The organism is Sphingobacterium tenebrionis, assembly GCF_037126265.1.
GTDB classification, from domain to species: domain Bacteria; phylum Bacteroidota; class Bacteroidia; order Sphingobacteriales; family Sphingobacteriaceae; genus Sphingobacterium; species Sphingobacterium tenebrionis.
The window spans coordinates 12,741-38,926 of sequence record NZ_JAYLLN010000002.1 but is presented as its reverse complement, the minus strand read 5'-3'; the positions used below and the strand labels follow the sequence as shown (position 1 = coordinate 38,926).

Here is a 26,186-nt window from a genome sequence, read left to right as displayed (position 1 = left end):
TCAGAATTATAATGCTGATTGATCGTAACCTTCCACAGTACTAGCCGTACTTCTTCCTTTAACTCTACCCGTTTTCATCAATCCGTCGTAGTGACGCATCAATAAGTGCGATTCAATTTGTTGAATGGTATCCAGAACAACACCCACCAAAATCAAAAGGGAGGTACCGCCATAGAAATGTGCAAATTGATTGTTCACACCGAACAAAGTAGCAATCGCAGGTAAGATGGCAATAATCGCAACGAAGATTGCCCCTGGGAATGTAATATGAGAGATGACGTTATCAATAAATAAGTTTGTTTCATAACCTGGTTTAACGCCAGGGATGAAACCTCCGTTCTTCTTCATGTCTTCTGACATTTGCTGCGGATTAACCATAATCGCGGTATAGAAGAAAGTAAATGCAATGATCAATAAAGCAAATACCACATTATACGTAACGGATGTATAGTTACTCAACGAAGTCAAAAAGTCTGATTGCACATTCGGAAAGAACTGGGTTAAAGACATAGGTAGAAACATGATTGCCTGAGCGAAGATAATCGGCATTACACCTGCCGCATTTACCTTCAGAGGAATATACTGACGAACTCCACCAATCTGTTTGTTACCCACAATTTTCTTCGCATACTGTACAGGGATCTTGCGAACACCTTGTACGATAAGGATCGTAAAGATCACAACAAAGAATAAGGCAACGAATTCGATCAACAATGGAATCGGACCACCACCACCTTGGGTCATACGAGATGCCCATTCAGCAGTAATACCTGCCGGTAATTGAGCAATAATACCTGCCATGATGATCAAGGAGATACCATTTCCAATACCTTTATCCGTAATTTTCTCACCAAGCCACATCACAAACAATGTACCTGCTGTCAAAACGATAGCGGAAAGAATGGAGAACATAGGATCTGCAATTGTTTTAGCTTCAGGACCGATTTGAGTCTTCACATAAGCAACTGCTTGAACCAACGTAATTGCCACGGTTAGGTAGCGTGTGATCTGTGTCATTTTCTTACGACCAGACTCTCCTTCTTTCTGCATCTTTTGAAATGCAGGAACAGCAATCCCCAATAGCTGCACAACGATAGAAGCAGAGATGTATGGCATTACCCCTAACGCAAAAATAGCCGCACGGGAGAATGAACCTCCGGCGAACATATTGATCAGGTTAAGAATGTCATTACCACCTTCCCTATTTTGTACCAGAGCATCTGGATCTACACCTGGTAATACCACGTGACATCCGATGCGGTATATTAGAAGAAATAGTAACGTATTCAAAATACGATTACGTAATTCGTCTATCTTCCATATATTGGTTAAGGTTGTGATTAGTTTCTTCATGTAGTATTACAATTTAACGATAGAACCGCCTGCTGCTTCGATAGCTTTTTGAGCTGAAGCTGAAAATGCATGTGCTTTAACTTCTACTTTTGCAGTGAATTCACCACGTCCTAAGATCTTGATCAAATCATTCTTTGACACCAATCCGTGAACACGTAATGCTTCAAAATCAACCGAAGTTAAATTGTGTTTCTCCACTAAACCTTGTAATACATCTAAGTTAATACCTACATACTCTACACGGTTGTGGTTTTTGAAACCAAATTTAGGCACACGACGTTGCAAAGGCATCTGACCACCTTCGAAACCGATCTTCGTAGAGTTACCTGAACGAGATCCTGCTCCTTTGTGACCACGAGTGGAAGTACCACCACGTCCAGATCCTTGACCACGACCAATACGTTTTCTTGTTTTCGTTGAACCAGCTGCTGGTCTTAAATTACTTAAATTCATTTTCTTGTTGAATGATGTTACCCCTTCGCTCTCACTAAACAGGTAGTAACAATTAAAAAATAGTATTAACAAAATGGAAAGGATAGTGAGTATCCCTTCCATTTGGAAATTCTTAGATTGCCTCTACTGCAACTAGGTGGTTCACTTTACGAACCATACCAATGATCGCTGCTGTAGCTTCAACTTCTACTGAGTGGTTGATACGTTTCAAACCTAATGCCTCAATAGTTTTCTTTTGGCGCTCGCTTCTGTCGATAACGCTCTTTATCTGGGTAATTTTGATTTTTGCCATGATATTAACCGTTAAATACTTTGTTTAAATCGACACCGCGTTGTTGTGCAACAGTATACGCATCACGCATGTTTGCCAATGCATCGATTGTTGCTTTAACCACGTTGTGTGGGTTTGATGATCCTAATGATTTCGCCAATACGTCTTTGATACCTGCAGACTCTAACACGGCGCGCATAGCACCACCCGCTAGAACTCCTGTACCACTTACCGCTGGTTTAATCAAAACTGAACCACCAGAGTATTTACCGTATTGTTCGTGAGGTACTGTACCTTTGATGATAGGAACTTTTACCAAGTTCTTTTTCGCATCGTCGATACCTTTAGTGATCGCTTCAGTAACCTCTTTAGCTTTTCCTAATCCGTATCCTACGATACCATTCTCATCTCCAACTACCACGATAGCTGAAAAACTAAATGTACGACCACCTTTAGTTACTTTCGCTACACGTTGGATGCTTACTAAGCGATCTTTTAATTCAATCTCGCTTGATTTTACTCTTTTAATATTGCTTAATGCCATTTTCCTTAATTGATTAAAAGTCTAAACCGCCTTCGCGAGCACCCTCAGCCAATGACTTAACACGGCCGTGGTATAAGTACCCATTACGGTCAAAAACTACTTTGCTAATTCCTGCTGCGATCGCTTTCTCTGCAACTAATTTTCCAACAGCTTTAGATTGCTCTACTTTGTTGCCTGATGCCGCAAAGTCTTTAGAGTTTGAAGATGCAGATGCTAAAGTTTTACCATTTACATCATCAATAATCTGTGCGTAGATACCTTTATTGCTTCTGAAAACTGTTAAACGTGGACGTTCTGTTGATCCAGCCAGGTGTTTTCTGATTCCTTTTTTGATTCGCTCTCTACGAGCTGATTTAATTCCTGCCATGGTTTTTATTTTTTAGCTGATTTACCTGCTTTTCTTCTTAATACTTCACCCGCAAACTTGATACCTTTACCTTTGTATGGCTCTGGCTTACGGAAGCTACGGATCTTAGCCGCGATCTGTCCGATCAATTGTTTGTCGGTAGACTCCAACGTGATCGTTGGGTTCTTTCCTTTTTCAGCAGTTGTTGTTACAGTAATTTCCTTTGGCAATACGAATACAATCTGGTGAGAGAATCCTAAAGTTAATTCTAATGTATTACCAGTGTTTGATGCACGGTAACCAACACCCACTAACTCTTGTGTAGTTTTGTACCCTTCTGTTACACCTACCACCATGTTGTTCAACAGGGCGCGGTATAATCCGTGTAATGCTTTGTGTTTCTTTTGTTCTGTAGGACGAGTTACGACGATGTTACCATCTTCTTGTTGTACCGTAATGTCTCTGTCTACTTGTTGTGATAACTCACCTTTAGGGCCTTTAACAGTTACCAGGTTCTTGTCTGAAACTGTAATCGATACTCCCGAAGGGATAGCGATTGGCGCTTTTCCAATTCTTGACATTTTTGTGTTTTTTTCCTAGATTAATAAATGTAACATAAAACCTCTCCACCAACGTTTTGAACGGCAGCTTCTTTGTCTGACATTACTCCTTTAGAAGTAGACAAAATCGCAATTCCTAAACCATTCAATACACGAGGTAAGTTGTCAACACTTGCATACTTTCTTAAACCAGGTTTACTCACACGTGTCAATGTGCGAATAGCCGGTACTTTGCTAATTGGGTGATATTTCAACGCAATCTTGATCGAACCTTGAGGTCCTTCTTCAATAAATTTGTAATTAGCAATGTAACCTTTGTCGAAAAGAACTTTTGTGATTTCTTTTTTAAGGTTCGATGCAGGAATTTCAACAACCCTGTGGTTGGCCTTGATGGCATTCCTTACTCGGGTAAGGTAATCCGCTATTGGATCTGTATTCATTATATGTATTAAATTATGATAACGGTTTCTATCTTCTAACCTAAGAAATAGACCTGCTATCTGTTAAAAATATTGCAATGCAAAAAAAACCCGATAAATCGCATTGAGCGATTTATCCGGGCAAAAGTATAAATTTTTTATGAATTACCAAGAAGCTTTTTTCACCCCTGGGATTTTTCCGTCTAATGCCATCTCACGGAATGTTACACGAGAGATACCGAATTGACGCATATATCCTTTAGGACGGCCTGTTAATTTACAACGGTTGTGCAAACGAACAGGAGAAGCATTCTTAGGCAATTTGTCTAATGCAGCGTAATCACCTGCAGCTTTTAATGCCGCACGTTTCTCTGCAAATTTTGCTACTAATTTTTGACGCTTTACTTCACGCGCCTTGATTCCTTCTTTAGCCATTGTTGTTCGTGTTTTGATTTTTGAATGGTAATCCGAATTGTTTCAATAACTCTAAAGCTTCGATATCATTCTTAGCAGATGTTACGAAAGTAATATCCATACCTGCGATCTTGTTGATCTTGTCAATGTTGATCTCAGGGAAGATGATTTGCTCTGTGATACCTAAGTTGTAGTTACCACGTCCATCGAAACCTTTATCGTTGATACCACGGAAGTCACGGATACGAGGCAATGAAACTGCGATCAAACGATCTAAGAATTCATACATGTTGTTGTCACGCAAAGTAACACGTGCTCCGATTGGCATACCTTTACGTAATTTGAAGTTGGAAATATCCTTCTTCGATTTCGTAGGAACTGCTTGTTGACCAGTAATAGTCGTTAACTCAGTAATCGAGTTATCGATCAATTTCTTGTCAGCTGTTGCAGCACCGATACCTTGGGAAACAACGATTTTCTCCAATTTAGGAACTTGCATAACGCTCTTGTATTGGAACTTCTCTTTAAGTGCTGTACGGATTTCCTCCGCATATTTCACTTTTAATCTTGGAACGTATGTCATTATTTGATTTCCTCCCCTGATTTTTTAGCGTAACGAACTATTTTACCATCTGCATTCACTTTACGTCCTACGCGGGTTGGATTACCTGTCTTAGGATCGATTAAAGCTAAGTTTGAGATGTTGATGGCAGCTTCTTTCTCGATGATACCACCATTTGGATTTGCTGCACTAGGTTTAGTGTGTTTTTTAACGATGTTAGCGCCTTCAACTACTGCTCTGTTAGCATCCACTAAAACTTGCAATACTTTTCCTTGAACACCTTTAGAGTTACCAGCGATAACTTTCACTAAATCTCCTTTTTTAATTTTGATTTTGTGCGTAGTTTTTTGTGTTTTCTGTGCCATAATTATAAAACCTCCGGTGCTAGTGATACAATCTTCATGAACTGCTTCTCACGTAACTCTCTAGCTACTGGGCCAAAGATACGTGTACCGCGTGGTTCATCGTTGTTATTTAACAATACTGCAGCATTGTCGTCGAAACGAATGTAAGAACCATCTTTACGACGGATTTCTTTTTTCGTACGTACTACTACAGCTTTTGAAACTGATCCTTTTTTCACGTTTCCTGAAGGGATAGCGCTCTTAACGGTAACAACAATTTTATCACCGATAGATGCATAACGCTTGCGCGTACCGCCCAATACACGAATTACTAAAACCTCTTTAGCACCGCTATTGTCAGCTACATTTAGTCTTGATTCCTGTTGTACCATGTTATTTAGCCCTTTCTAAAATTTCTACTAATCTCCAGTTCTTAGTCTTACTCAGCGGACGAGTTTCCATAATTAATACCGTATCGCCGATACCGCAGGTATTTTGTTCGTCATGAGCTTTAAATTTAGTAGTTTTCTTAACGAATTTACCGTAAATTGGGTGCTTCACTTTACGCTCAACAGCCACTACGATAGACTTGTCCATCTTGTTGCTAACTACTAAGCCGATTCTTGTTTTTCTTAAATTTCTTTCCATTTCGACTTAAATTTTATGCCTCAGCGGCTGTTTCAGATTTTGCTGCATTATTACGCTTAGAGATCTCGGTAGAGATACGTGCAATAACTTTGCGAGCTGCTTTGATCACGTTAGGGTTTTCAATAGCAGAAACAGCATGTGCAAATTTCAATTTGTTCAAGGCAGCTTTCTCTTCAGCGAGACGAGCTGTTAAATCCTCAGTTGATAATTCTACGATTTCTGAATTTTTCATTTTTCAATTTGTTGTGCCGGGTTATCCGCTTGTTTTACTAGGCCTTACAGGTAACGGCTGTAAGGCTTAACATGGGACATTACCGACGATTATTATGCTTCTACGTAGTCTCTACGTATAACAAACTTCGTTTGAACCGGTAATTTTTGAGCAGCTAAGCGTAATGCTTCTTTTGCGATTTCCAATGGAACTCCCTCTGCTTCAAATAACATACGGCCTGGGCGCACTACCGCTACCCAATATTCTGGAGCACCCTTACCTTTACCCATACGTACCTCTGCAGGTTTTTTCGTAACTGGTTTGTCAGGGAAAATGCGGATCCATACTTGTCCTTCACGTTTCATGTAACGTGTAACGGCAATACGAGCTGCCTCAATCTGACGGCTAGTGATCCATGCTGGCTCCATTGATTTGATACCGAAAGAACCGAAAGCTAATTCTGCTCCACGAGAAGCATTACCTTTCATACGGCCTTTCTGCATCTTTCTGAACTTCGTTCTTTTTGGCTGTAACATGTTCGTATTCTATTTAAATCTGTCTAGACAGATAGTTTTAAATCTTTAATTAATTAATCTCTTTTTGCACCACGGTTGTTATCGCGACGACCTCCACGGTTGTTATCACGACGGCCACCTCCACGGTTGTCACGACGGTCATTACCACCTTCGTTTCCTCCACGGGTTTTTACGCCTGATGCTTGACCGATGTTAGGAGAAAGATCTCTCTTTCCGTATACTTCACCTTTACAGATCCATACTTTAACACCAATCTTACCGTAAGTTGTCAATGCTTCTGCTAATGCATAATCGATATCAGCACGCAATGTGTGCAAAGGAGTTCTTCCTTCTTTGTACTGCTCAGTACGTGCCATCTCAGCACCACCTAAACGACCAGAACACATTACTTTGATACCTTCAGCACCCATACGCATAGTAGATGCGATAGCTGTTTTCATTGCACGACGGAATGAAATACGAGCCTCTAATTGTTTTGCAATACCTTCTGCAACCAATTTCGCATCTAATTCCGGACGTTTGATCTCGAAAATGTTGATCTGAACATCTTTCTTAGTTAATTTCTTTAACTCTTCTTTGATCTTATCAACTTCTTGACCACCTTTTCCGATAACGATTCCTGGACGTGCAGTGTGGATAGTTACCGTGATACGTTTCAACGTACGCTCGATAACAACCTTCGCTACTCCGCCTTTGGCGATACGTACTGAAAGATATTTTCTGATTTTTTCGTCTTCAACTAACTTATCAGAATAGTTGTTGCCTCCGAACCAATTAGAATCCCATCCTTTGATGATCCCTAATCTGCTACCTATTGGATTTGCTTTTTGTCCCATTCTTTTATTTATTAGTTATTAACGTTATTTAAACTATCTACTACCAAAGTTACATGGTTTGAACGCTTACGGATTCTGTAACCACGACCTTGTGGAGCTGGACGTAATCTTTTCAATTGACGACCACCACCTACAGATACTTCTTTTACATATAAGCCACTGTCTGCAACTGAAGAACCTTCGTTTGCTGCTTCCCAGTTTTTGATCGCCGACAATAATAATTTCTCAACTCTTACTGCAGCTTCTTTGCTTGTATGTTTAAGAATGTAAAGAGCGTTCTCTACTTTCTGACCACGGATTAGATCTACCACTAAACGCATTTTACGAGGCGATGTAGGGCAGTTTAATAATTTGGCAGTAGAAGCTCCTCCTACTTGAGCTTTTTCCTGCTCTTTGCGCTGTTTAATTAAAACAGATTTTTTGAGTTTTTTTGTTGCTTCCATTACCTATTATTTTTTCTTTTCTGCGTGGCCTCTGAAAGTACGCGTAGGCGCAAATTCACCAAGCTTGTGACCAACCATATTCTCTGTTACATAAACCGGAATGAATTTATTCCCGTTGTGCACTGCGAAGGTATGGCCAACAAAATCAGGTGAAATCATTGATCTACGAGACCAAGTCTTAATTACTGACTTCTTGTTTGTTTCATTCATAGAAAGAACTTTTCTTTCTAAGTTGTGATCGATATAAGGACCTTTTTTAATTGAACGAGCCATTATTTTTTCCTTCTCTCAATGATGTAACGATTCGATGTTTTCTTCTTGTAACGAGTTTTGTAGCCTTTCGCTAAAACTCCTGTGCGTGAACGAGGGTGACCTCCTGAAGAGCGACCTTCACCACCACCCATAGGGTGATCTACCGGGTTCATAGCCACACCACGAACTCTTGGACGACGGCCTAACCAACGCTTACGACCCGCTTTACCTAATACTTGGTTCGATTTCTCAGCATTTGATACTGAACCAATCGTAGCAACACAAGTCAATAAGATCATACGTGTCTCGCCTGAAGGCAATTTGATGATTGCATACTTGCCATCACGTGCAGACAATTGTGCATATGTACCTGCTGAACGTGCAATGGAACCACCTTGTCCTGGATTCAATTCAATGTTGTGAATGATAGAACCCAATGGGATGTTTGCCAATGGCATAGTATTTCCTACTTCTGGGGCAACGTTCTCGCCTGCAACTACTGTCTGACCTACGGTCAATCCAGCTGGAGCAATGATGTAACGCTTCTCACCATCAGCGTAGTGCAATAATGCAATACGTGCTGTACGGTTCGGATCGTACTCAATTGTAGCTACCTTTGCAGGGACGTCTTTTTTATCGCGTTTGAAATCAATTAATCGGTATGCTTTCTTATGTCCCCCACCGATGTAACGCATAGTCATTTTACCGGAGTTATTACGACCACCTGAACGCTTATTGATGCCAACTACTAATGATTTCTCAGGAACGTTTGTTGTAACGTCCGAGTAATCAGCACCTACTCTAAAACGAGTACCAGGGGTAACCGGTTTGAATCTTTTAACTGCCATTTCTTATTATAGTGTACTGTAAAAGTCAATAGTTTCACCATCTTTCACCGTGATGATGGCTTTTTTATACTTAGGGCTTCTTCCTGAAACAAATCCTGCTTTTGTATAACGGCTTTTTGCTTTACCAGCAACTACCGCTGTGTTTACTGCTACTACAGTAACACCGAACATAGCTTCAACAGCTGTTTTGATTTGAATCTTATTTGCTCTATGATCTACTTTGAAAGCGTAACGGTTTCCTTTTTCCGTCAACAATGAAGCTTTCTCCGTTAAAATAGGTTTTTTAATAATTTCCATATTACTTAGCGAATGCTTCCTCCAAAGTTTTAACAGAATCTGCTGTCAACAATAATTTTGTAGCGTGCAATACATCATATGTATTCAAATCTGATGCTACAACAACTTTTGCTTTCTTCAAGTTTCTGCTTGATAAATAAACATTTTTGTTGTACGCTGGCAATACCAATAAGGTTTTTTCGTCAGCGATGTTTAATGCATTTACTAAAGCCAAGTAGTTTTTAGTTTTGATCGTATCGAAGTTTACTTCGTCCAATACTAAAACATTGTTCTCTTGTGCTTTGTAAGATAATGCAGATTTACGTGCTAATTGTTTCAATTTCTTGTTCAATTTGAAACTGTAGTCACGTGGAACTGGACCGAATACACGACCACCTCCGTTAAACAATGGAGATTTGATAGAGCCCGCACGAGCGCCACCAGTACCTTTTTGTTTGTGTAATTTACGAGTTGAACCCGCGATCTCATTACGTTGTTTTGCTTTGGCTGTTCCTTGGCGTTGGTTCGCTAAGTATTGTTTCACATCCAAATAGATCGCATGGTCGTTTGGCTCTAAGCCGAAAACTGATTCAGGAAGTTGCACCTTGGCACCTGTTTCTTTACCTGATAAATTTAATACGTTAACTTCCATCTCTACTATTTGTCTACGATTACATATGAACCTTTAGCTCCTGGAATGGAACCACTAACAACGATTAGGTTTTGCTCAGCATAAACTTTCAATACTTGTAAGTTTTGAACTTTTACTCTGTCTCCACCTGTACGACCTGCCATACGAGTACCTTTGAATACTCTGGAAGGCCAAGAAGAAGCTCCCAATGAACCTGGTGCACGTAGTCTGTTGTGCTGACCGTGAGTCGCACCACCTACACCACCAAATCCGTGACGCTTCATAACGCCTTGAAATCCTTTACCTTTAGAAGTACCAACTACATCTACGTACTCGCCTTCTTCGAATAAAGTAACATCAACAACGTCACCTAGTTGTTTCTCATCCTCGAAAGTTTTGAATTCAACTAGTTTACGCTTAGGACTTACGTCTGCTTTCGCAAAGTGTCCTTTTAAAGGTGCGGTTGTGTTCTTTTCCTTGGCATCATCAAATCCAAGTTGAACAGCTGAATAACCGTCCTTCTCTACCGTACGTATCTGCGTTACCACGCACGGCCCAGCCTCGATTACTGTACATGGGATGTTCTTCCCATCAGCGTTGAACAGGCTGGTCATTCCTACTTTTTTACCAATAATTCCTGACATGTTATAAATAAATTAATTAAAAGTCCATCGAAGCAGTAGGGCTTCGCTCAAGACACAATTCTCCCATTAAGGGATTGCAAAAGTACAAACATTTTTATAACTATCAAATAGTTAGTAAATTATTTTTTTAAGATTGATGTTTCCATCTACAATTCACTCCCTCATCCAACCAAACAATCACTCCCTCATCCAACCAAAAAATCACTCTTTCTTCCCCTCCACAAATCACCCCCCGCTTCCCCACAATAAATCACTCCCCGCAACTTCCCGAATTTCTTCCCCTTTCATACTAATAAAGTTGCCTTCGTACTCAAACCATACTGAAAGCAATCATAAAGTATGTAAAATGTATGCTATACATACTTCCCCTTTACTTTAACCCTACTTTAAACCTACTTAAACCACGATTACAACTCTATTTCAAACATATTTTGAAGTTACACATTGGAAACCGCCTCAAGAAAACAGATAATATCCGTTAGAATTTCTTGCCTAATCCCAAACCTTTAAAACCAATCCCCACCAACACGAACTTGTAAAAACAAAAAAGCGAGGGGTCCACCCCTCGCTCCATAAAATATCTATTATCTAACGTCTATAATCTAACGTCTTACTACTAAATACTAACTACTAACTACTAACTACTCCCTAAAACTGCCCTGTATTCAGCATCACCAACGTACAAGCTTCCACCACTTCAATCCCTTGCGCTCTTGCCTTATCCGCCAATTCCTGATTTTCTGCACCAGGATTAAAAATAATGCGTTTCGGATTAGTCTTCAACACATAATCATAATATGCGGATTGATTCTGAGGCCCAACATACAGGGTAACCGTATCAATATCATCGTGAATCTCCTCTGCAGGTTCGATTTCAACGCCAGCAACCTTCCCTGTCTTGCGCCCTACATTGACAATTGGAAATCCTTTGCGCACTAATTTATTCGCTACTAAATATGAATATCTAGCTGGGTTAGTACTCGCCCCTAAAATCAAGGTTTTTTTCATAATAAATTTATTTTAGCTATTTGCTACCACTAGCCTCTACATATTCGCCACTAGCATTGTAAGCATTTTGTCTCAAAATAGGAATTTCTAATATCTTATACAAATTATCTAGATTATTCAAACTGCCATTTGCCATGTTCGTCAACAGCACAATAACCACATCGTTTTTCAAGTCCCTAACATACAAACTCTTAAATCCATGCCACCAACCCGTATGGTAAACCATCGGATTTCCTGGTGGATTAAAGGTTCGCCAGCCATATCCATAACTGAACAAGCTTCTTTTCGCATCACTCCTTGGCACATAGGCTGAATCTAGCGTCTCCTGTTTCAATATCCGCCCATCGCGGATAGCCAGATCCAATAGGAACATATCCTGAACCGTACTGTAAATACCCTTATCTCCCACCGGTCCATCCAAATAATTCTGGACTACAGAACGTCTCCAAACCCTATCATGGCCAATCACCTTCGTAGGGATCTTTTCATAAACAGCCTTGGAATATACGTTGGTATGTTTCATTCCTGCAGGATCAAAGATGGCTTCCTTCATGTAAACCGCGAAATCTTTTCCAGTTACCTTCTCAATGATCGATCCCAACACCATATAATTCGAATTATTATAATGGAACCTTCCATCAGGAGCTCCATATCTATTCGGGTGATGTTGAATCAACAGGTTCATCGCCTCCTGATTGCTCATTCCTTTCTTCTGATCCCTCTTCTCTGCCCTATACACGTCTTCCGAAAAATAAACATAGTTAGGAAGACCAGAACGGTGGCTCAACAGTTGTTTTATGGTGATGCCTGGGTATGGAAAGTCCGGATAGAAATCATTGACCGTCTGATCGAGTTTCAATTTCCCCTCTTCTACCAGTTTCATAACAGCCAAACCCGTCAATGGTTTTGATGCAGACGCCAATTCAAACTGTGAACCCAGATTCAAGCTGTCCTTCAGAAGGTAATCTGCCCATCCAAAAGAGTTCTGATACAAGATCTTTCCCTTCTTGGCTACCAGCACATTCCCATTGAATCCTGAACGCTTATGGAGGTTCTGCATAAACGCATCGATCTCCATGTTCGCTGCCTTCGGATCGTATAGTAAACTGATGCTATCTTTCTTTGCCTGATTGACCTTGACCTCTTGTTGTTTGGCCTCTGGGGAAGCACAGGACATGACAACCATTGCCCCTAAACCCATCATTAAAAATAACCTTGTAATCACCAAAATATATTGTGTATATAAGTTTATATCAACCTAAATTAACCTAACCGACAAATTAGCATTTCTTCTGAAAATTAACAAAAAAAGGGGTCAAAAAATGACCCCTTTTAACATATCTTAAAAGTTGAACCCTTATGCCAACAAACGGATTGGTGCTTCCAACAATCCTTTCAATGTTTGAAGGAATTGCGCTCCAGTCGCGCCATCAACCACACGGTGATCACAACCTAAAGTCAGCTTCATGATATTTCCAGGAACAACAGCTCCGTTCTTAACCACTGGAACCTGTTGGATCGCTCCAACGGAAAGAATGGCACCATCTGGAGAGTTGATGATCGATGTGAACTCATCGATTCCGAACATACCCAAGTTAGATACGGTAAAGGTAGAACCTTCCCAATCAGCTGGTTGCAATTTCTTAGCTTTTGCTTTCTGTGCGTAGTCTTTCACCTCTGCAGAGATGTGTGACAACGATTTACCGTCAGCAAAACGGATAACCGGTACCAATAGACCATCTTCAACAGCCATGGCCACACCGATATTCGTATGCTCGTTGTAACGGATCTTATCACCCAACCAAGAAGAGTTAACATTAGGATGTTGTTTTAACGCAACAGCAACCGCTTTGATAACCATATCATTGAAGGAAACCTTAACCGGTGCTACTTCATTGATCTGCGCACGTGCAGACATCGCATTATCCATATCGATGCTTACCGTCAGATAGAAATGTGGTGCGGTGAACAAGGACTCTCCTAAGCGGCGAGCAATTGTTTTACGCATCTGGTTAACAGGCTTCTCGGTATAACGTTCTTCTCCAATATAAGTCGGTAGACTGATGGTTTTCACTTCCGCATCCGAAGATTTTGCAGGAGCAGATGCAGCCGCAGCAGCAGGCGCTGCCGAAGGCACGAAATTCTCCACATCCTTCTTCACGATTCTTCCGTTCTCTGCCGAACCTTTTACTTGGTTCAGGTCGATTCCTTTATCTTTAGCAATCTTACGAGCCAATGGAGATGCTTTAACCCTAGAATCATCAGCAGCAACAGGTGCCGAACCTGATTCTGCAGGAGCAGCAGCATTTGCTTTCTCCTCTGCAGGTTTTGCGTCGTCCTTCTTCGCTTCTCCTTTAGCAGGAGCAGCCGATTTTTGGTTCAATAAAGGTGTAACATCTGTTCCAGCAGGACCAACGATAGCAATGATATCATTTACTTTCGCTGCCTGTCCAGCCTCAACACCTACATATAATAAAGTACCATCTGCGTAAGCTGTTACTTCCATGGTCGCTTTGTCCGTTTCCACATCAGCAATAGCATCATCAGATTTGATGGTATCTCCAACTTTAAAGTTCCATTGTGCGATAACCCCTTCCGTCATGGTATCACTCAACAAAGGCATCGTAATAACCGTAACACCAAGATCTTCTGCAGTAACATTCGATCCAGTAGCCTCTTCATTCGAAGACTCTTCTTTGGAAGATTCCTCTTTCGCAGGTTCCGCTTTCTCTTCTTCTTTTTTCGCAGGAGCAGCTGAACCATCGTCTTTCAACAATGCCTCATAATCTTCTCCTTCTTCGCCTAAAACAGCGATCACAGCATCAATTGCCACTGCTTCGCCTTCTTTAGGGCCGATGTACAACAAGGTTCCTTCTTGGTAAGATTCGAAATCCATTGTTGCTTTATCTGTTTCAATCTCTGCAACTAAATCTCCAGAGTTTACTTTATCGCCAACTTTTTTGTGCCATTTTGCGATGACCCCTTCTGTCATGGTATCGCTCATTTTTGGCATTCTTACTACTTCAGCCATTTCTTAAGATTGTTCTATATTAGTTAAAGTAATTATCGTTCATTAATCCATTACAAAAGGATAATCCTTCTGTACGTAAATATCTTCATAAATTGCTTCTGCAGTAGGATATGGAGACTCTTCTGCAAATTTAACAGAATCATCAACCGTTTTCTTAACTTCAGCTTCTACTTGATCGAACCATGCATCATCTGCATATTTATTCTCTACGATAGCATGTTTAACCGCGATGATTGGGTCACGCTCTTTGTATTCTTCCAACTCCTCTTTGGTACGGTATTTCGCTGGGTCAGACATCGAGTGTCCTTTGTAACGGTACGTACGGATCTCCAAGAAAGTTGGTCCTTCACCTGCACGAGCACGTTGAACGGCTTCATCCATCGCGTTGTGAACTGCAACCACATCCATTCCATCTACCGGTGCACTTGGCATATCAAATCCCAATCCCATTTTGTAGATATCTTGCATGTTGGTCGTACGTTTTACAGAAGTACCCATCGCGTAACCGTTGTTCTCACAAACAAAGATCACTGGTAATTTCCATAACATCGCCATATTCAAGGTTTCATTGAACGCTCCTTGACGAACCGCTCCATCACCCATATAACAAATGTTCACATTATCAGTTCCCAAATATTTCTCTGCAAAGGCAATACCGGCACCCAATGGAATCTGTCCACCTACAATACCGTGGCCACCCATAAACTTATGCTCTTTCGAGAAAAAGTGCATAGAACCACCTTTACCTTTTGAACAGCCTGTCGCTTTACCGAACAATTCTGCCATACATGCATCTGCAGATACCCCTTTAGCCAAGGCATGAGCATGATCGCGATAAGCAGTGATTAAGGAATCTTCCGGCTTGATAACAGACATGGTACCAGCCACAACAGCTTCCTGTCCGATATATAAATGACAGAATCCACGGATTTTTTGTTGTCCGTATAGCTGGCCTGACTTCTCTTCAAATTTGCGCATGAGCAGCATAGATTTATACCACTCTAGGTAGGTTTCTTTTGTTATAGGTGTTGAACTCATTTCTAAGTATTGAATTTCTTTACTAAACTGACCACAAATTTAATCAATATTAACGAGATTTTTGATAAATTTTAGGTTACAAAATAAAAATCGACCCTACTTAGAGTCGATTTATTTCATTTATATCTTAGAATACTTATTTAAGTTTTTCAATTAAAGCAGCAATCCCCAACTTTTCCTGCTCCCCGCTCTCCATGTTCTTCAGGGACAGTTCCCCCGAACGAACCTCCTCGTCTCCAATCAACAGCACATAAGGCACCTGTTTTGCGTCGGCATAGCTCATCTGTTTCTTGAGTTTCACAGCGGCAGGATATAACTCAGCCGCAATCCCCGCATCCCTCAACTGGTACAATAGTGGCAAGGTAAAGCCTTCCAGTTCCTTGTCAAAATTAATGATCAACACTTTCGTGCGTTCTGCATTGCTCGGCGGAAACAGATTCAATTCTTCCAGCACATCATAGATCCGGTCTGCACCGAAAGATACACCTACGCCCGTGAGGTCCTTCAGACCAAACATCCCGGTCAGGTCATCATAACGACCACCACCGCCAATACTTCCCATCTGCACTTCGTTCGTTTTCACCTCAAAGATACAGCCGGTATAATAATTCAATCCGCGAGCCAGGGTTATATCCACTTCTACGATTTTCTCCAGCAATGATCCTTGACCCAGTTTCTGCAGGTAATCGAATACGGTCTCAATTTCAGCTATTCCTTGCAAACCAACAGCCGAATCCACCAATACCGATTTTAGGGCTGTAAGTTTCTCCAGGTTTGTTCCGCTCAACTCAATGATCGGTTTTAATACCGCCAGATCCTCTTCTGTAAAACCTCTTTCAAGCAATTCCTTATTGACACCTTCCAGACCGATCTTGTCCAACTTATCGATGGCCACCGTCATGTCGACGATCAATTCCGGTTTCCCAACCACTTCCGCGATTCCGGAAAGAATCTTACGGTTGTTCAATTTGATGTTGAAATCCTGAAGTCCTAATTTTGTCAAGGCTTCCTGATAAATCAAAATAAACTCAGCCTCATTCAATAGGGAATCAGAACCCACCACATCCACATCGCATTGGTAGAATTCGCGATAGCGACCTCGCTGCGGGCGATCCGCACGCCAAACCGGCTGGATCTGAAAACGCTTGAATGGAAGGGTAATCTCATGCTGATGCATCACCACATACCTGGCGAACGGAACGGTAAGATCGTAACGCAAGGCTTTTTCCGAAATGGAAGATATCAGTTCTGTGGATTTCTTCTCTTCCAACAGCTTTTCAGGTGCTTTGGAAAGGTAATCTCCAGAGTTCAGAATCTTAAAGATCAGCTTATCCCCTTCATCCCCATATTTACCGGTCAGGGTACTAAGGTTCTCAAACGAAGGTGTCTGGATTTCGCTGTAACCATATTTTTTGAAAATGGTTTTTAAGGTATTATAGATATGATTTCTTTTCTCCATTTCTACAGGAGTGAAATCACGAGTTCCTTTTGCTAATGATGGTTTAATTGCTTTCATACTGAAATCGTAAGGCTAATTCGTATAAAATGTTTAGATGGTAAAGTCTGTAAATACTTTCAGGTATTCACATGCTTTCTCGGCAGCCAATTTTTCTGCACTCTTTTTGTTGAAGTCTCTTCCTATTCCACAATCTTCACCGTCTACCACAACCTTCACAGAAAATAACTTATTGGATTCTCCTTCCGGATTATCGATCTGCAAAAATGCCACTTCTTTACCGTTATGTTGACACCATTCGATCAGGCGACTTTTAAAATTGGTCTCCGTGATTTCCAAGGTATGTATATCCACATGGGGTTTGATAATCCTGGTCAACAAAAATTCCCGGGTGAATTGATAGCCACGATCCAGGTAGACCGCACCAACAAGGGCTTCAAAGGCATCTCCCAAAAGCGACCCTTGTTTATTCGGGTAACTGATCATCCGGGCATCGTATTCGATCAATTCGTTCAGTCCCAACTTGCGGGAAAGCTGATTGAGGTTTGCACGGGAAACGATCTTTGACCGCATCTCCGTCAAGAACCCCTCATCCTTATAAGGATAAAGTTTAAATAAAAGTTCTGCGATAACAGATCCCAGAACGGCATCCCCCAAAAACTCCAAACGCTCATTGCTGTTCTTTACCCCATCTTTGATCAGGATAGCGACAGACTTATGCCGAAATGCCATTTGGTATAAACGCACATTTCCTGGAACAAAACCCAATAGGTTTTTTAGCTTCCGTACATATGATCGACTGGGAGACAGATATAGATTATAGACCTGTTTAATGGGCATGATTATATTAAATAACAAATAGGTAGTCGAAAAAGATCAACTACCTATCAGTAAAATTCTTAGCCTGTTATAGGATAAAATACCATGTTAACCTTTATACTTTTTGACAATAACGGAAGCGTTATGGCCTCCAAAGCCAAAGGTATTACTCAATGCTGCATTCACAACACGTTTCTGAGCGGTATTGAATGTGAAATTCAATTTGTTATCAATTTCAGGATCATCCGTAAAGTGGTTGATCGTTGGTGGAACGATATCGTTCTGCACCGCCAGGATCGAAGCAATTGCTTCCACTGCCCCAGCTGCCCCCAATAAGTGGCCTGTCATTGACTTTGTTGAGCTGATGTTCAGCTTGTAGGCATTCTCACCGAATAGATCCACGATCGCTTTCGTTTCGCTGATATCTCCAACTGGTGTGGAAGTACCATGAACGTTGATGTAATCGATATCCGAGAAGTCCATACCGGCATCGTTGATGGCCATGGTCATCGCCAATTTCGCGCCCAATCCTTCAGGATGTGAAGCTGTGATATGGTGTGCATCAGCACTCATGCCTCCGCCAACTACCTCAGCATATATTTTTGCTCCGCGTGCCAATGCATGCTCAAGGCTTTCCAAGATGATCGCGCCCGAACCTTCACCAGAAACAAATCCATCACGGTCCTTGTCGAATGGACGAGAAGCAGTTTTCGGATCATCGTTTCGTGTAGAAAGTGCGTGCATCGCGTTGAAACCACCAATCCCTGCTTCATTGATTGTCGCCTCCGAACCACCTGTAATGATTACATCTGCCCTACCCATACGGATATAGGTAAAAGCATCGATCATCGCATTGGTAGAAGATGCACACGCTGAAACAGCGGAAAAGTTAGGTCCTCTTAAGCCATGGCGCATTGAAATATGTCCTGGAGCAATGTCCACGAGCATTTTCGGAATAAAGAATGGGTTAAAGCGTGGTGTACCATCTCCTTTTGAGAAATTGGCAACCTCCTCTGTAAAAGTAGTCAAACCACCAATACCCGAACCCCAAATTACCCCTATGCGGTTTCTATCTAATTTATCAAAATCCAATCCGGCATCCTTCACCGCTTCATCTGTAGAAGCAATGGCGTACTGCACGAACGGATCTACTTTGCGCGCCTCTTTACGATCCATGAACTCATGGGGATCAAATCCCTTAACTTCACAAGCAAACTGGGTCTTGAATTTTGACGCATCAAAATGTGTGATAGGAGCGGCTCCACTTACACCATTGATCAAACCCTCCCAGTAAGCTGGGACGGTGTTGCCGATTGGTGTAAGTGCGCCTAATCCTGTTACAACTACTCTCTTAAGCTCCATTTATGATGTCTGGCCTAATAAAATTAGTTAGTTAACGTTTTTTTCTAAGTAAGCGATTGCTTGACCTACAGTACTGATGTTTTCAGCTTGGTCATCAGGAATTGCAACGTTGAATTCTTTTTCGAATTCCATGATCAACTCTACTGTATCAAGTGAGTCTGCACCTAAATCATTCGTGAAAGAAGCTTCTGGTGTTACTTCATTTTCGTCTACACCTAACTTTTCTACGATAATTGCTTTTACTCTTGATGCGATATCTGACATGATTTTCTAGTTTAATTGTTTAATAAATCTGTGCAAAGAAAAAATAAATTTCCCCAATAATCAAATCTTTTTGACTTTTGGAAACAAATAAAGAACAAAGGTACCCCAGTTTTGGTTTTTCAACCGCTTAGATACTAACCTTATTCAATAATAATAAAACTAAAATTGTTTTACAAACTTAATCTATTTTTAATGTTAATTTTATCATATTTCATAGATTAAACCGCATATTTCTTTATTTTTGTTAATCACTAAACGCTTTATTTGGCTTGAGTAAGATCACTTTTAAACTGGAAACCGACTTCGACCTGGAACTGGATTTTAATTTAGTAGGAATTAGCTCAGTACTTCGCGATTATCGCCTGGCCCATTTTATCAACAAGCATACAGGGCTCCAATTTATCAACGGAAAAGAGGACTATTACGACCATAACGGAAATAAAAAAGATAAACCGCAGGATGAATTGGACTATCACATCATTTACGAAAACAAAAAAAACAAAAAACCTGTACAACAGCATTTTAACATTTTCCGGTTCCATAACCCTACCTTCGAATTTGAATACTACCTGTTAAGTAACAAATCCATCGAAGGAGCTTCTTTAGTGCCGGAAATCCTTAGCTTTGATTATTTTCTGATCATCAAGCATTTTATACATCCTGATGATTTAGACGCACTTATCGACAATATTAAAACCATACCCGAGGTCCTTCTTGTAAAAGAAATAGACCCAACCGCATTGAAATCTAAAGAAAATCTGATATTTTAGCGAATTATTTAGATAGTGTAACTTCTACACATAAACCTAACCTTCGCAAATCGGGGATTTTATTTGCGAATTGATAACAGTAAGAATATAAAAAATTAAAATTCATTCAAATGGATAAACTAAAAAAGCGGACCAAAATTGTTGCAACATTAGGCCCAGCTTCCTCTAAAAAAGATGTTCTGACCCGTATGATTGCTAAAGGTGTCGATGTTTGTCGCCTTAATTTCTCCCACGGAAGTCAAGAGGATCACCTCAAAGTAATCAATACCATTAACGAAATCAACCAAGAACACCCTTTCAATGTGGGTATATTAGCCGATCTACAAGGACCTAAAATCCGTATCGGAAAGATGAAAGAAGGCGGTGCCATCTTGGTCAACGGTAGTGCCGTTGAAATCACGACCGATGAACTGATCGGCGATGAAAAAAGAATCTACATCACTTATGAAAACTTTCCTAATGATGTAAAAGAAGGCGAGATCATTTTGTTAGATGATGGTAAATTACAGTTACGCGTATTAACCACTAATCATAAAGATACAGTTACCTGCGAAGTGGTACACGGCGGTATCCTAACTTCCCGCAAAGGCGTGAACCTGCCGAACACCAAAGTATCTATCCCTTCCTTAACAGAAGAAGATCTGGACAATCTGAACTTTGCTTTAGATCATGGTGCCGATTGGATTGCCATGTCTTTCGTGCGTTCAGCTGAAGATATTTACCAATGTAAGGAGATCATCAAGGAAAAGGGATCACATGCCAAAGTGATTGCGAAGATCGAAAAACCAGAAGCGATCGATAACATCGATGCGATCATCGAGGCTACGGATGCGATCATGGTAGCTCGTGGTGACTTGGGTGTGGAAATGCCAATGGAAGAAGTTCCAGGACTTCAGAAGATCATTGTACAGAAATGCCGTAACCTTTCCAAACCGGTAATCATTGCGACCCAGATGTTGGAAAGTATGATCACTACACCACGTCCTACGCGTGCTGAGGTGAACGACGTGGCTAACTCGGTGATCGATGGTGCTGATGCAGTGATGCTTTCTGGTGAAACATCTGTAGGTGAATTCCCAGAGATCGTTATTGAAACCATGGCAAAGGTGATTACCCATGTAGAAGCGACATCTTACCCTTACTACAGCGAAAAAGAAACCTTGGGAACAGTAGGTGTAACCCGTATTCCAGATGCCATCTGTAGCTCATCCATCTTCTTGGCCGAAAAAACAAATGCTTCTGCTATTGCGGTCATGACCGCTTCAGGATATACAGCGATGGAAATTGCTAGTTACCGTCCGGATGCCGATATTTATGTCTTTACCGGTAACAGAACATTATTGCGTACATTAAGCTTAGTTTGGGGTGCGAAAGCCTTCATCTACGAAAAATACGAAAGTACCGATGGTACGATCCAAGATGTAAATGGACTTTTACAACAGCACCGTTTGGTAGAACCTGGTCAGATCGTGATCAATACGTCTTCTACGCCACTACATGCGAAAGGAAGAACAAACACCATCCGTGTTTCTGAAGTAAAATAATCCTCATCCGATACATCTAGAAACATAAAAAGCCCGAGCTTATGCCCGGGCTTTTACTTTCCTTAATAGCTATTATTTCTTGATCAAAGGCTTTAAAATGGTTCCTTTTTGGTTTTTCTCTTGTTTATTGTCCAGGATTTCGGTGCCTGGCATTGCTACACTAGCTTTAGGATCCAGGTATTTATGTAGAATGACTGAATCATCGTTTTTTTGACGATATGCATTCGGAATCCCATTAACTGCAAGTTTTTGTGGCTGTATCAAAAAATTCATGTTTGAAAATTGATCTTTGCTCTTGGCGGTATCAGCATTTAAGGACAAAGCTCCCTTTATCACTTTACCTTCCTGTTTATTTTCCTTATTTTGGGCATATAACGTACTGATGGAAACAAGTAGCCCAAAAGTCAACAATGCGAAATATTTCATAATCAATAGATTTATAAACTTTTAATAATGTTCTAAGCTAACAAGAATTCCGCTATTTGCCTGACCTAATTGCTGTTAAATTGTGTTAAATGGATAAATAAGGTCATTTCCCTTATTACTTTTGTAACAAATGAAGAAAAGAAGTATTGCGTTAATAATTTGGTTGATGTCCATCGCCCTGATTGGGGTAATGGCAATGCAATATTATTTTATTCGCGAATCCTTCCGCCAGAAATCAAAGATTTTTGATGATGCTGTCAAAGCATCCCTGGCAGCAGTTGGGAACAAACTGGAGCAGAAAGAGATCTATGATTTTGCTCGGGAACAGGAAAGACAGAACCAGAAGCGTTTTCTGGAAAGCCAAAAGGAGCAGGAACAAAAGCAAAAGATCCTGACCGAGCAGGTGGCCATCCAAGAGAAGATCAAAATCCTTCAAGCCGAACTTTTCCGCTATGAACAGCGCTTCAATGCCGACGAACGCCGCTTGAACATGTCCTTCATGAATGTTCCCATCAGCAATGAGTTTTTCGAGACCTACGTCCGTAAAAGTGAGAACAGAAAATTATTGACCATCTGGTTGGAGCCTATTCTACAACCCGATGGTACCATACAGCCTTCCCCTCGGGTAGATGCCATAAAAGAATTGCCGAACAGTCCAGTTAGGGACGACAGTACTCGTTATATCCTACCTCATTTTGAGGTGAACCAACGGGTAGCGTCAAGTTTTCAATGGATAACCCTACAACCGCGGACCAACCGAAAATTGATCATGCAGATCATTGACCTGGAACAACAGATCGAGAAACTGAACATGACCAAGCTTGGTGAAGCCTCCAGTCTATACGATTCAGTAGCGGTGTTAAGTGGCAAGAAAAGTTCCGTGGTTCAAGATGTGGCCATCGGTATTGAATTGGCCAAACGCCCGCTTGAAAAAAGATTGAACAGGGTCTACGTCATGGAATTATTGGTGAGAGAACTAGAGGAAAGAGGAGTTACCGCATCCTTTGTCATGCAGGTACAGACTTCCAAGAATTCCCCATTGGTCTTCAGTGAGGTTTACCAGATCAATAATGAACCCATGGAATTTTCCGAAGACCATAAAGATTATGCGGTCAAATTATTCCAGGGGGATGAAGGAAAACCTCCCGGCGAACTCCGCATTTTCTTCCCGAACAAAAAAAGCATTATCACCAGCAATATGGGCTATTGGTTGTTTCCAATCCTGGCTTTATTAGCGCTGTTGATCGGGTGTTTTGCCTATACCTTGATGATTATCTTCCGTCAGAAAAAAATGTCGGAGATGAAAACGGATTTCATCAATAACATGACCCACGAATTTAAAACGCCGGTTGCTACCATCATGATTGCAAGTGAATCCCTGCGTGACCCTGAGATTTCCGCCGATGGAAAACGGGTCAATAAACTCGCTAACATCATCTACGATGAGAATGTACGATTGGGATCACATATTGAAAGGGTATTGAACATCGCGCGATTGGAAAAAGAAAATTTGAAGATTGAACGGGTCAATGTACAGATCAACACCTTGGCCAGCGCCGTATTGGAAAGTATGAAACTCCAATTGGAAAAAGCCAATGGGAATCTGACGGTTCAGTTGGATGCGGCGGAAGATGTGGTGATCGGTGATGAACTACACTTATCGAATGTCATGTACAATCTGGTAGACAATGCCATTAAATATAGTAAGGACAGTCCGGACATAACTTTTAAAACTTACAACAAAGGAAAGAACATCATTATTTCCGTAAGCGACAAAGGTATTGGGATGACAAAAGACCAAGCAGAGAAGATTTTTGACCAGTTTTACCGCATTCCAACTGGTAATATCCATAATGTAAAAGGGTTTGGGCTAGGTTTGAGTTATGTCAATGACATCGTCAAACGCCTAAATGGAAGAATCGCAGTTAAGAGTGAAAAAGATAAAGGCACACAATTTGAAGTAACCCTTCCTTTGAAGAGTGCTTCACGCGAAGTGGCTTAACATAATAGCTTGAAATTTATGAACCAAAAAATATTATTAGCAGAAGACGACCCAAATTTGGGGGAACTCCTGAAAGATTATTTAGAATTGAAAGGCAAGTTCGAAGTCGTATTATGTGTTGATGGTCAAGAGGCCATGGATGCATTCCGAAAGGACGAGTTCGACCTTTGCATCCTCGATGTGATGATGCCTAAAAAAGATGGCTTCTCCCTTGGAAAGGATATCCGAAAGATTGATCAAACTGTTCCCATCATTTATGCCACAGCAAAAGGGATGATGGAAGATAAAACCCAGGCATTCGAGCTTGGAGGTGATGATTACATCACTAAACCTTTTCGTGTCGAAGAACTATTATTAAGGATCAATGCGTTATTGAAACGCGCATCCAAGGATAAGGAAGAAGAGGTTTCCGACAAGTTTGAGATCGGCGATTATTTCTTTGATTATACGAGTCAGATCATTTCCTACAAAGGTCAACAGCAGAAATTATCCACCAAAGAAGCTGAACTGCTCCGCTTGCTTTGCCTGAAGAAAAATGATGTACTGACCCGTGAGGAAGCCCTGATAAAAATATGGCATGATGATAATTACTTCACCGGAAGGAGTATGGATGTTTTCTTGAGTAAACTAAGAAAATACCTGAAAGAAGATCCGAATGTGGAGATCGTCAATGTACATGGAAAAGGATATAAACTATTGGTCAGCTAAAACCAAAAAACCGCTAATTTCAAATAAGATTAGCGGTTTTTTTTTAGTATTAAACTTAAAATATCTTCTTTAATTCTTCCTGCAATCTGGCCGTCGGAAGACCGATCACATTCTCATACGAACCTTCTATTTTTGCGATCCCTATCCTACCAATCCATTCTTGGATGCCATAGGACCCCGCCTTGTCCAAGGGCTTGTATTTCTCTACATAATAGCTGATCTCCTCCTCACTTAGATCCGAAAACCAAACCTTGGTTTCTTCCACAAATGAGTATTGATAATCCTTATAGGAAAGAGCTACTGCCGTATAGACATAATGCAGGTTATTGGCCAATTGCCTGATAACGGCTTTTGCTTCCTCTAGATCGCTTGGTTTTCCCAAGACCTTCCCATCGGAATCCAGCACAATTGTATCCGCGCAGATCAGCAACTTATCAAAATAGGAGTCTTCACTAAATGCTGCTAATTTTTCTTTGGCGATCTGCTTCACCACTTCCAAAGGGCTTAGATTCGGATCTACTGTTTCATCAGTCTCCCGAACTTCTATCTCAAAGTCCAAGTCCATACTCGCCAGCAGCTCCTTCCGCCGTGGTGATTTTGATCCTAGCACGATGTCGACGGATCTTAATTTTTCCTGTAAAATCATCAGATACTTTTAATGGTCGTTTCCACACTCCATTTCCCTTGCAGTTTCATGGTTTTTTCCAGGATATCGCGAACAGCTCCCCTACCTCCGGCGAATGGTGACATATAATGGCAGATCTCTTTGATTTCCTCCACAGCATCTGAAGGACAGCAGGCAAAACCTACCGCTTGCATGACTTCATAATCCGGAAGGTCATCACCCATATACAGGAGGTTTTCCTTTTCCAAGCTATATTTCCCCATTAATTCCTTCAATAGAGTCAATTTATCAGCTACCCCCATATGCACCTCGTTTATTCCAAGTCCTTCCATTCGGGATTGAACCCCTTTGGAACGACCTCCTGAAATAACCCAGATGGGAAGACCCCGTTTGATGGCCAATTGCATAGCATAACCATCCTTTACATAAAAAGTCCGTAATTGATGCCCTTCTTCAGAGACCTGGAGAGATCCATCAGTCATTACTCCATCCACATCGAGTACAACTGCTTTAATTGATAATAGCTTTTGGAAGATCATAAC

General features: G+C 41.0%; 36 protein-coding genes. 4 read left to right on the top strand and 32 right to left on the bottom strand.

Going from position 1 to position 26,186, the window contains the following annotated elements; genetic code table 11:
• Positions 1–6: 6 nt before the first annotated feature.
• The 29 genes from secY to VJ786_RS01265 all read right to left on the bottom strand — a co-directional run bounded on the left by secY (position 7) and on the right by VJ786_RS01265 (position 19,569).
• The gene (secY, locus tag VJ786_RS01405; RefSeq protein ID WP_099365464.1) at positions 7–1,353 is read right to left on the bottom strand and encodes a preprotein translocase subunit SecY; all 1,347 of its coding nucleotides are present in this window, start codon (positions 1,351–1,353) and stop codon (positions 7–9) included.
• Between the two features lie 6 nt (positions 1,354–1,359).
• Positions 1,360–1,806, bottom strand: coding sequence for a 50S ribosomal protein L15 (rplO, locus tag VJ786_RS01400; RefSeq protein ID WP_099365465.1), 447 nt, complete (start codon positions 1,804–1,806; stop codon positions 1,360–1,362).
• 112 nt (positions 1,807–1,918) lie between these two features.
• Complete coding sequence (gene rpmD, locus VJ786_RS01395) at positions 1,919–2,098, bottom strand: 50S ribosomal protein L30 (RefSeq protein ID WP_099365466.1); 180 nt, start codon at positions 2,096–2,098, stop codon at positions 1,919–1,921.
• Between the two features lie 4 nt (positions 2,099–2,102).
• Positions 2,103–2,621, bottom strand: coding sequence for a 30S ribosomal protein S5 (gene rpsE, locus VJ786_RS01390; protein WP_099365467.1), 519 nt, complete (start codon positions 2,619–2,621; stop codon positions 2,103–2,105).
• A gap of 13 nt (positions 2,622–2,634) precedes the next feature.
• Positions 2,635–2,988 (bottom strand): 50S ribosomal protein L18, encoded by a 354-nt coding sequence (gene rplR / locus VJ786_RS01385; RefSeq protein WP_099365468.1) that lies wholly within the window; start codon positions 2,986–2,988, stop codon positions 2,635–2,637.
• A gap of 5 nt (positions 2,989–2,993) precedes the next feature.
• A complete protein-coding gene (gene rplF / locus VJ786_RS01380; RefSeq protein ID WP_099365469.1) occupies positions 2,994–3,548 on the bottom strand; it encodes a 50S ribosomal protein L6 in 555 nt (184 codons plus the stop codon).
• Positions 3,549–3,568: 20 nt separating this feature from the next.
• Positions 3,569–3,967 (bottom strand): 30S ribosomal protein S8, encoded by a 399-nt coding sequence (gene rpsH, locus VJ786_RS01375; RefSeq protein ID WP_099365470.1) that lies wholly within the window; start codon positions 3,965–3,967, stop codon positions 3,569–3,571.
• A 144-nt stretch (positions 3,968–4,111) separates the two neighbouring features.
• Positions 4,112–4,381 carry a 30S ribosomal protein S14 gene (gene rpsN / locus VJ786_RS01370; RefSeq protein ID WP_093364161.1) on the bottom strand — a complete coding sequence of 90 codons (270 nt, stop codon included), beginning with the start codon at positions 4,379–4,381 and terminating at the stop codon, positions 4,112–4,114.
• Positions 4,374–4,943, bottom strand: coding sequence for a 50S ribosomal protein L5 (gene rplE, locus VJ786_RS01365; protein WP_099365471.1), 570 nt, complete (start codon positions 4,941–4,943; stop codon positions 4,374–4,376). Before rplE ends, rpsN begins: the two co-directional genes overlap by 8 nt.
• The gene (gene rplX, locus VJ786_RS01360) at positions 4,943–5,287 is read right to left on the bottom strand and encodes a 50S ribosomal protein L24 (protein ID WP_099365472.1); all 345 of its coding nucleotides are present in this window, start codon (positions 5,285–5,287) and stop codon (positions 4,943–4,945) included. The genes rplE and rplX overlap by 1 nt, the downstream gene beginning before the upstream one ends.
• Positions 5,288–5,289: 2 nt before the next feature.
• Complete coding sequence (gene rplN / locus VJ786_RS01355; protein ID WP_037498951.1) at positions 5,290–5,658, bottom strand: 50S ribosomal protein L14; 369 nt, start codon at positions 5,656–5,658, stop codon at positions 5,290–5,292.
• A 1-nt stretch (position 5,659) separates the two neighbouring features.
• A complete protein-coding gene (gene rpsQ, locus VJ786_RS01350) occupies positions 5,660–5,914 on the bottom strand; it encodes a 30S ribosomal protein S17 (RefSeq protein ID WP_013665010.1) in 255 nt (84 codons plus the stop codon).
• A 13-nt stretch (positions 5,915–5,927) separates the two neighbouring features.
• Positions 5,928–6,146 carry a 50S ribosomal protein L29 gene (gene rpmC / locus VJ786_RS01345; RefSeq protein WP_099365473.1) on the bottom strand — a complete coding sequence of 73 codons (219 nt, stop codon included), beginning with the start codon at positions 6,144–6,146 and terminating at the stop codon, positions 5,928–5,930.
• 92 nt (positions 6,147–6,238) lie between these two features.
• Complete coding sequence (gene rplP / locus VJ786_RS01340) at positions 6,239–6,661, bottom strand: 50S ribosomal protein L16 (protein WP_099365474.1); 423 nt, start codon at positions 6,659–6,661, stop codon at positions 6,239–6,241.
• Positions 6,662–6,714: 53 nt separating this feature from the next.
• The gene (rpsC, locus tag VJ786_RS01335; protein ID WP_099365475.1) at positions 6,715–7,497 is read right to left on the bottom strand and encodes a 30S ribosomal protein S3; all 783 of its coding nucleotides are present in this window, start codon (positions 7,495–7,497) and stop codon (positions 6,715–6,717) included.
• Positions 7,498–7,508: 11 nt separating this feature from the next.
• Positions 7,509–7,940: a 50S ribosomal protein L22 gene (rplV, locus tag VJ786_RS01330; RefSeq protein WP_099365476.1), complete on the bottom strand. Its 432-nt coding sequence runs from the start codon at positions 7,938–7,940 to the stop codon at positions 7,509–7,511.
• 6 nt (positions 7,941–7,946) lie between these two features.
• Positions 7,947–8,213, bottom strand: a complete 267-nt coding sequence (rpsS, locus tag VJ786_RS01325) for a 30S ribosomal protein S19 (RefSeq protein WP_002997495.1) — start codon at positions 8,211–8,213, stop codon at positions 7,947–7,949.
• Entirely contained in the window at positions 8,213–9,040 is an 828-nt protein-coding gene (rplB, locus tag VJ786_RS01320) for a 50S ribosomal protein L2 (protein ID WP_099365477.1), read from the bottom strand. The genes rpsS and rplB overlap by 1 nt, the downstream gene beginning before the upstream one ends.
• A 6-nt stretch (positions 9,041–9,046) precedes the next feature.
• A complete protein-coding gene (rplW, locus tag VJ786_RS01315) occupies positions 9,047–9,337 on the bottom strand; it encodes a 50S ribosomal protein L23 (protein WP_099365478.1) in 291 nt (96 codons plus the stop codon).
• 1 nt (position 9,338) lies between these two features.
• On the bottom strand, positions 9,339–9,968 hold the full coding sequence (rplD, locus tag VJ786_RS01310; protein WP_134776313.1) for a 50S ribosomal protein L4: 630 nt from the start codon (positions 9,966–9,968) through the stop codon (positions 9,339–9,341).
• Positions 9,969–9,973: 5 nt separating this feature from the next.
• Positions 9,974–10,591: a 50S ribosomal protein L3 gene (rplC, locus tag VJ786_RS01305; RefSeq protein WP_099365480.1), complete on the bottom strand. Its 618-nt coding sequence runs from the start codon at positions 10,589–10,591 to the stop codon at positions 9,974–9,976.
• Positions 10,592–11,239: 648 nt separating this feature from the next.
• Complete coding sequence (locus tag VJ786_RS01300) at positions 11,240–11,599, bottom strand: CoA-binding protein (protein ID WP_099365481.1); 360 nt, start codon at positions 11,597–11,599, stop codon at positions 11,240–11,242.
• A gap of 16 nt (positions 11,600–11,615) precedes the next feature.
• The gene (locus tag VJ786_RS01295) at positions 11,616–12,785 is read right to left on the bottom strand and encodes a serine hydrolase domain-containing protein (protein WP_437129003.1); all 1,170 of its coding nucleotides are present in this window, start codon (positions 12,783–12,785) and stop codon (positions 11,616–11,618) included.
• A 171-nt stretch (positions 12,786–12,956) separates the two neighbouring features.
• The gene (locus VJ786_RS01290; protein WP_134776314.1) at positions 12,957–14,630 is read right to left on the bottom strand and encodes a dihydrolipoyl dehydrogenase family protein; all 1,674 of its coding nucleotides are present in this window, start codon (positions 14,628–14,630) and stop codon (positions 12,957–12,959) included.
• Positions 14,631–14,672: 42 nt separating this feature from the next.
• Positions 14,673–15,668: a pyruvate dehydrogenase (acetyl-transferring) E1 component subunit alpha gene (gene pdhA / locus VJ786_RS01285; protein WP_099365484.1), complete on the bottom strand. Its 996-nt coding sequence runs from the start codon at positions 15,666–15,668 to the stop codon at positions 14,673–14,675.
• Between the two features lie 136 nt (positions 15,669–15,804).
• Positions 15,805–17,184, bottom strand: coding sequence for a histidine--tRNA ligase (hisS, locus tag VJ786_RS01280; protein WP_134776315.1), 1,380 nt, complete (start codon positions 17,182–17,184; stop codon positions 15,805–15,807).
• A 33-nt stretch (positions 17,185–17,217) separates the two neighbouring features.
• Complete coding sequence (gene rnc, locus VJ786_RS01275) at positions 17,218–17,964, bottom strand: ribonuclease III (RefSeq protein WP_099365486.1); 747 nt, start codon at positions 17,962–17,964, stop codon at positions 17,218–17,220.
• 87 nt (positions 17,965–18,051) lie between these two features.
• Positions 18,052–19,305 (bottom strand): beta-ketoacyl-ACP synthase II, encoded by a 1,254-nt coding sequence (gene fabF, locus VJ786_RS01270; protein WP_099365487.1) that lies wholly within the window; start codon positions 19,303–19,305, stop codon positions 18,052–18,054.
• Between the two features lie 27 nt (positions 19,306–19,332).
• Complete coding sequence (locus VJ786_RS01265) at positions 19,333–19,569, bottom strand: acyl carrier protein (protein WP_079643602.1); 237 nt, start codon at positions 19,567–19,569, stop codon at positions 19,333–19,335.
• A gap of 269 nt (positions 19,570–19,838) precedes the next feature.
• Between VJ786_RS01265 and VJ786_RS01260 the strand changes: the two genes are divergently transcribed.
• Both VJ786_RS01260 and pyk read left to right on the top strand, forming a co-directional pair.
• A complete protein-coding gene (locus tag VJ786_RS01260) occupies positions 19,839–20,339 on the top strand; it encodes an IPExxxVDY family protein (RefSeq protein ID WP_134776317.1) in 501 nt (166 codons plus the stop codon).
• Between the two features lie 110 nt (positions 20,340–20,449).
• Entirely contained in the window at positions 20,450–21,883 is a 1,434-nt protein-coding gene (gene pyk / locus VJ786_RS01255) for a pyruvate kinase (RefSeq protein ID WP_134776318.1), read from the top strand.
• Between the two features lie 72 nt (positions 21,884–21,955).
• Here pyk and VJ786_RS01250 read toward each other — a convergent pair whose 3' ends face one another.
• Positions 21,956–22,309, bottom strand: coding sequence for a hypothetical protein (locus tag VJ786_RS01250; RefSeq protein WP_134776319.1), 354 nt, complete (start codon positions 22,307–22,309; stop codon positions 21,956–21,958).
• Between the two features lie 130 nt (positions 22,310–22,439).
• Here VJ786_RS01250 and VJ786_RS01245 point away from each other — a divergent pair, with 130 nt between their 5' ends.
• Positions 22,440–24,311, top strand: a complete 1,872-nt coding sequence (locus tag VJ786_RS01245) for an ATP-binding protein (protein ID WP_099366988.1) — start codon at positions 22,440–22,442, stop codon at positions 24,309–24,311.
• 18 nt (positions 24,312–24,329) lie between these two features.
• Positions 24,330–25,019, top strand: a complete 690-nt coding sequence (locus VJ786_RS01240) for a response regulator transcription factor (protein WP_180268482.1) — start codon at positions 24,330–24,332, stop codon at positions 25,017–25,019.
• 55 nt (positions 25,020–25,074) lie between these two features.
• Here VJ786_RS01240 and VJ786_RS01235 read toward each other — a convergent pair whose 3' ends face one another.
• Both VJ786_RS01235 and VJ786_RS01230 read right to left on the bottom strand, forming a co-directional pair.
• Positions 25,075–25,665, bottom strand: a complete 591-nt coding sequence (locus VJ786_RS01235) for a Maf family protein (protein ID WP_134776320.1) — start codon at positions 25,663–25,665, stop codon at positions 25,075–25,077.
• Positions 25,665–26,183, bottom strand: a complete 519-nt coding sequence (locus tag VJ786_RS01230; RefSeq protein WP_099366985.1) for a KdsC family phosphatase — start codon at positions 26,181–26,183, stop codon at positions 25,665–25,667. The genes VJ786_RS01235 and VJ786_RS01230 overlap by 1 nt, the downstream gene beginning before the upstream one ends.
• Positions 26,184–26,186: the final 3 nt, after the last annotated feature.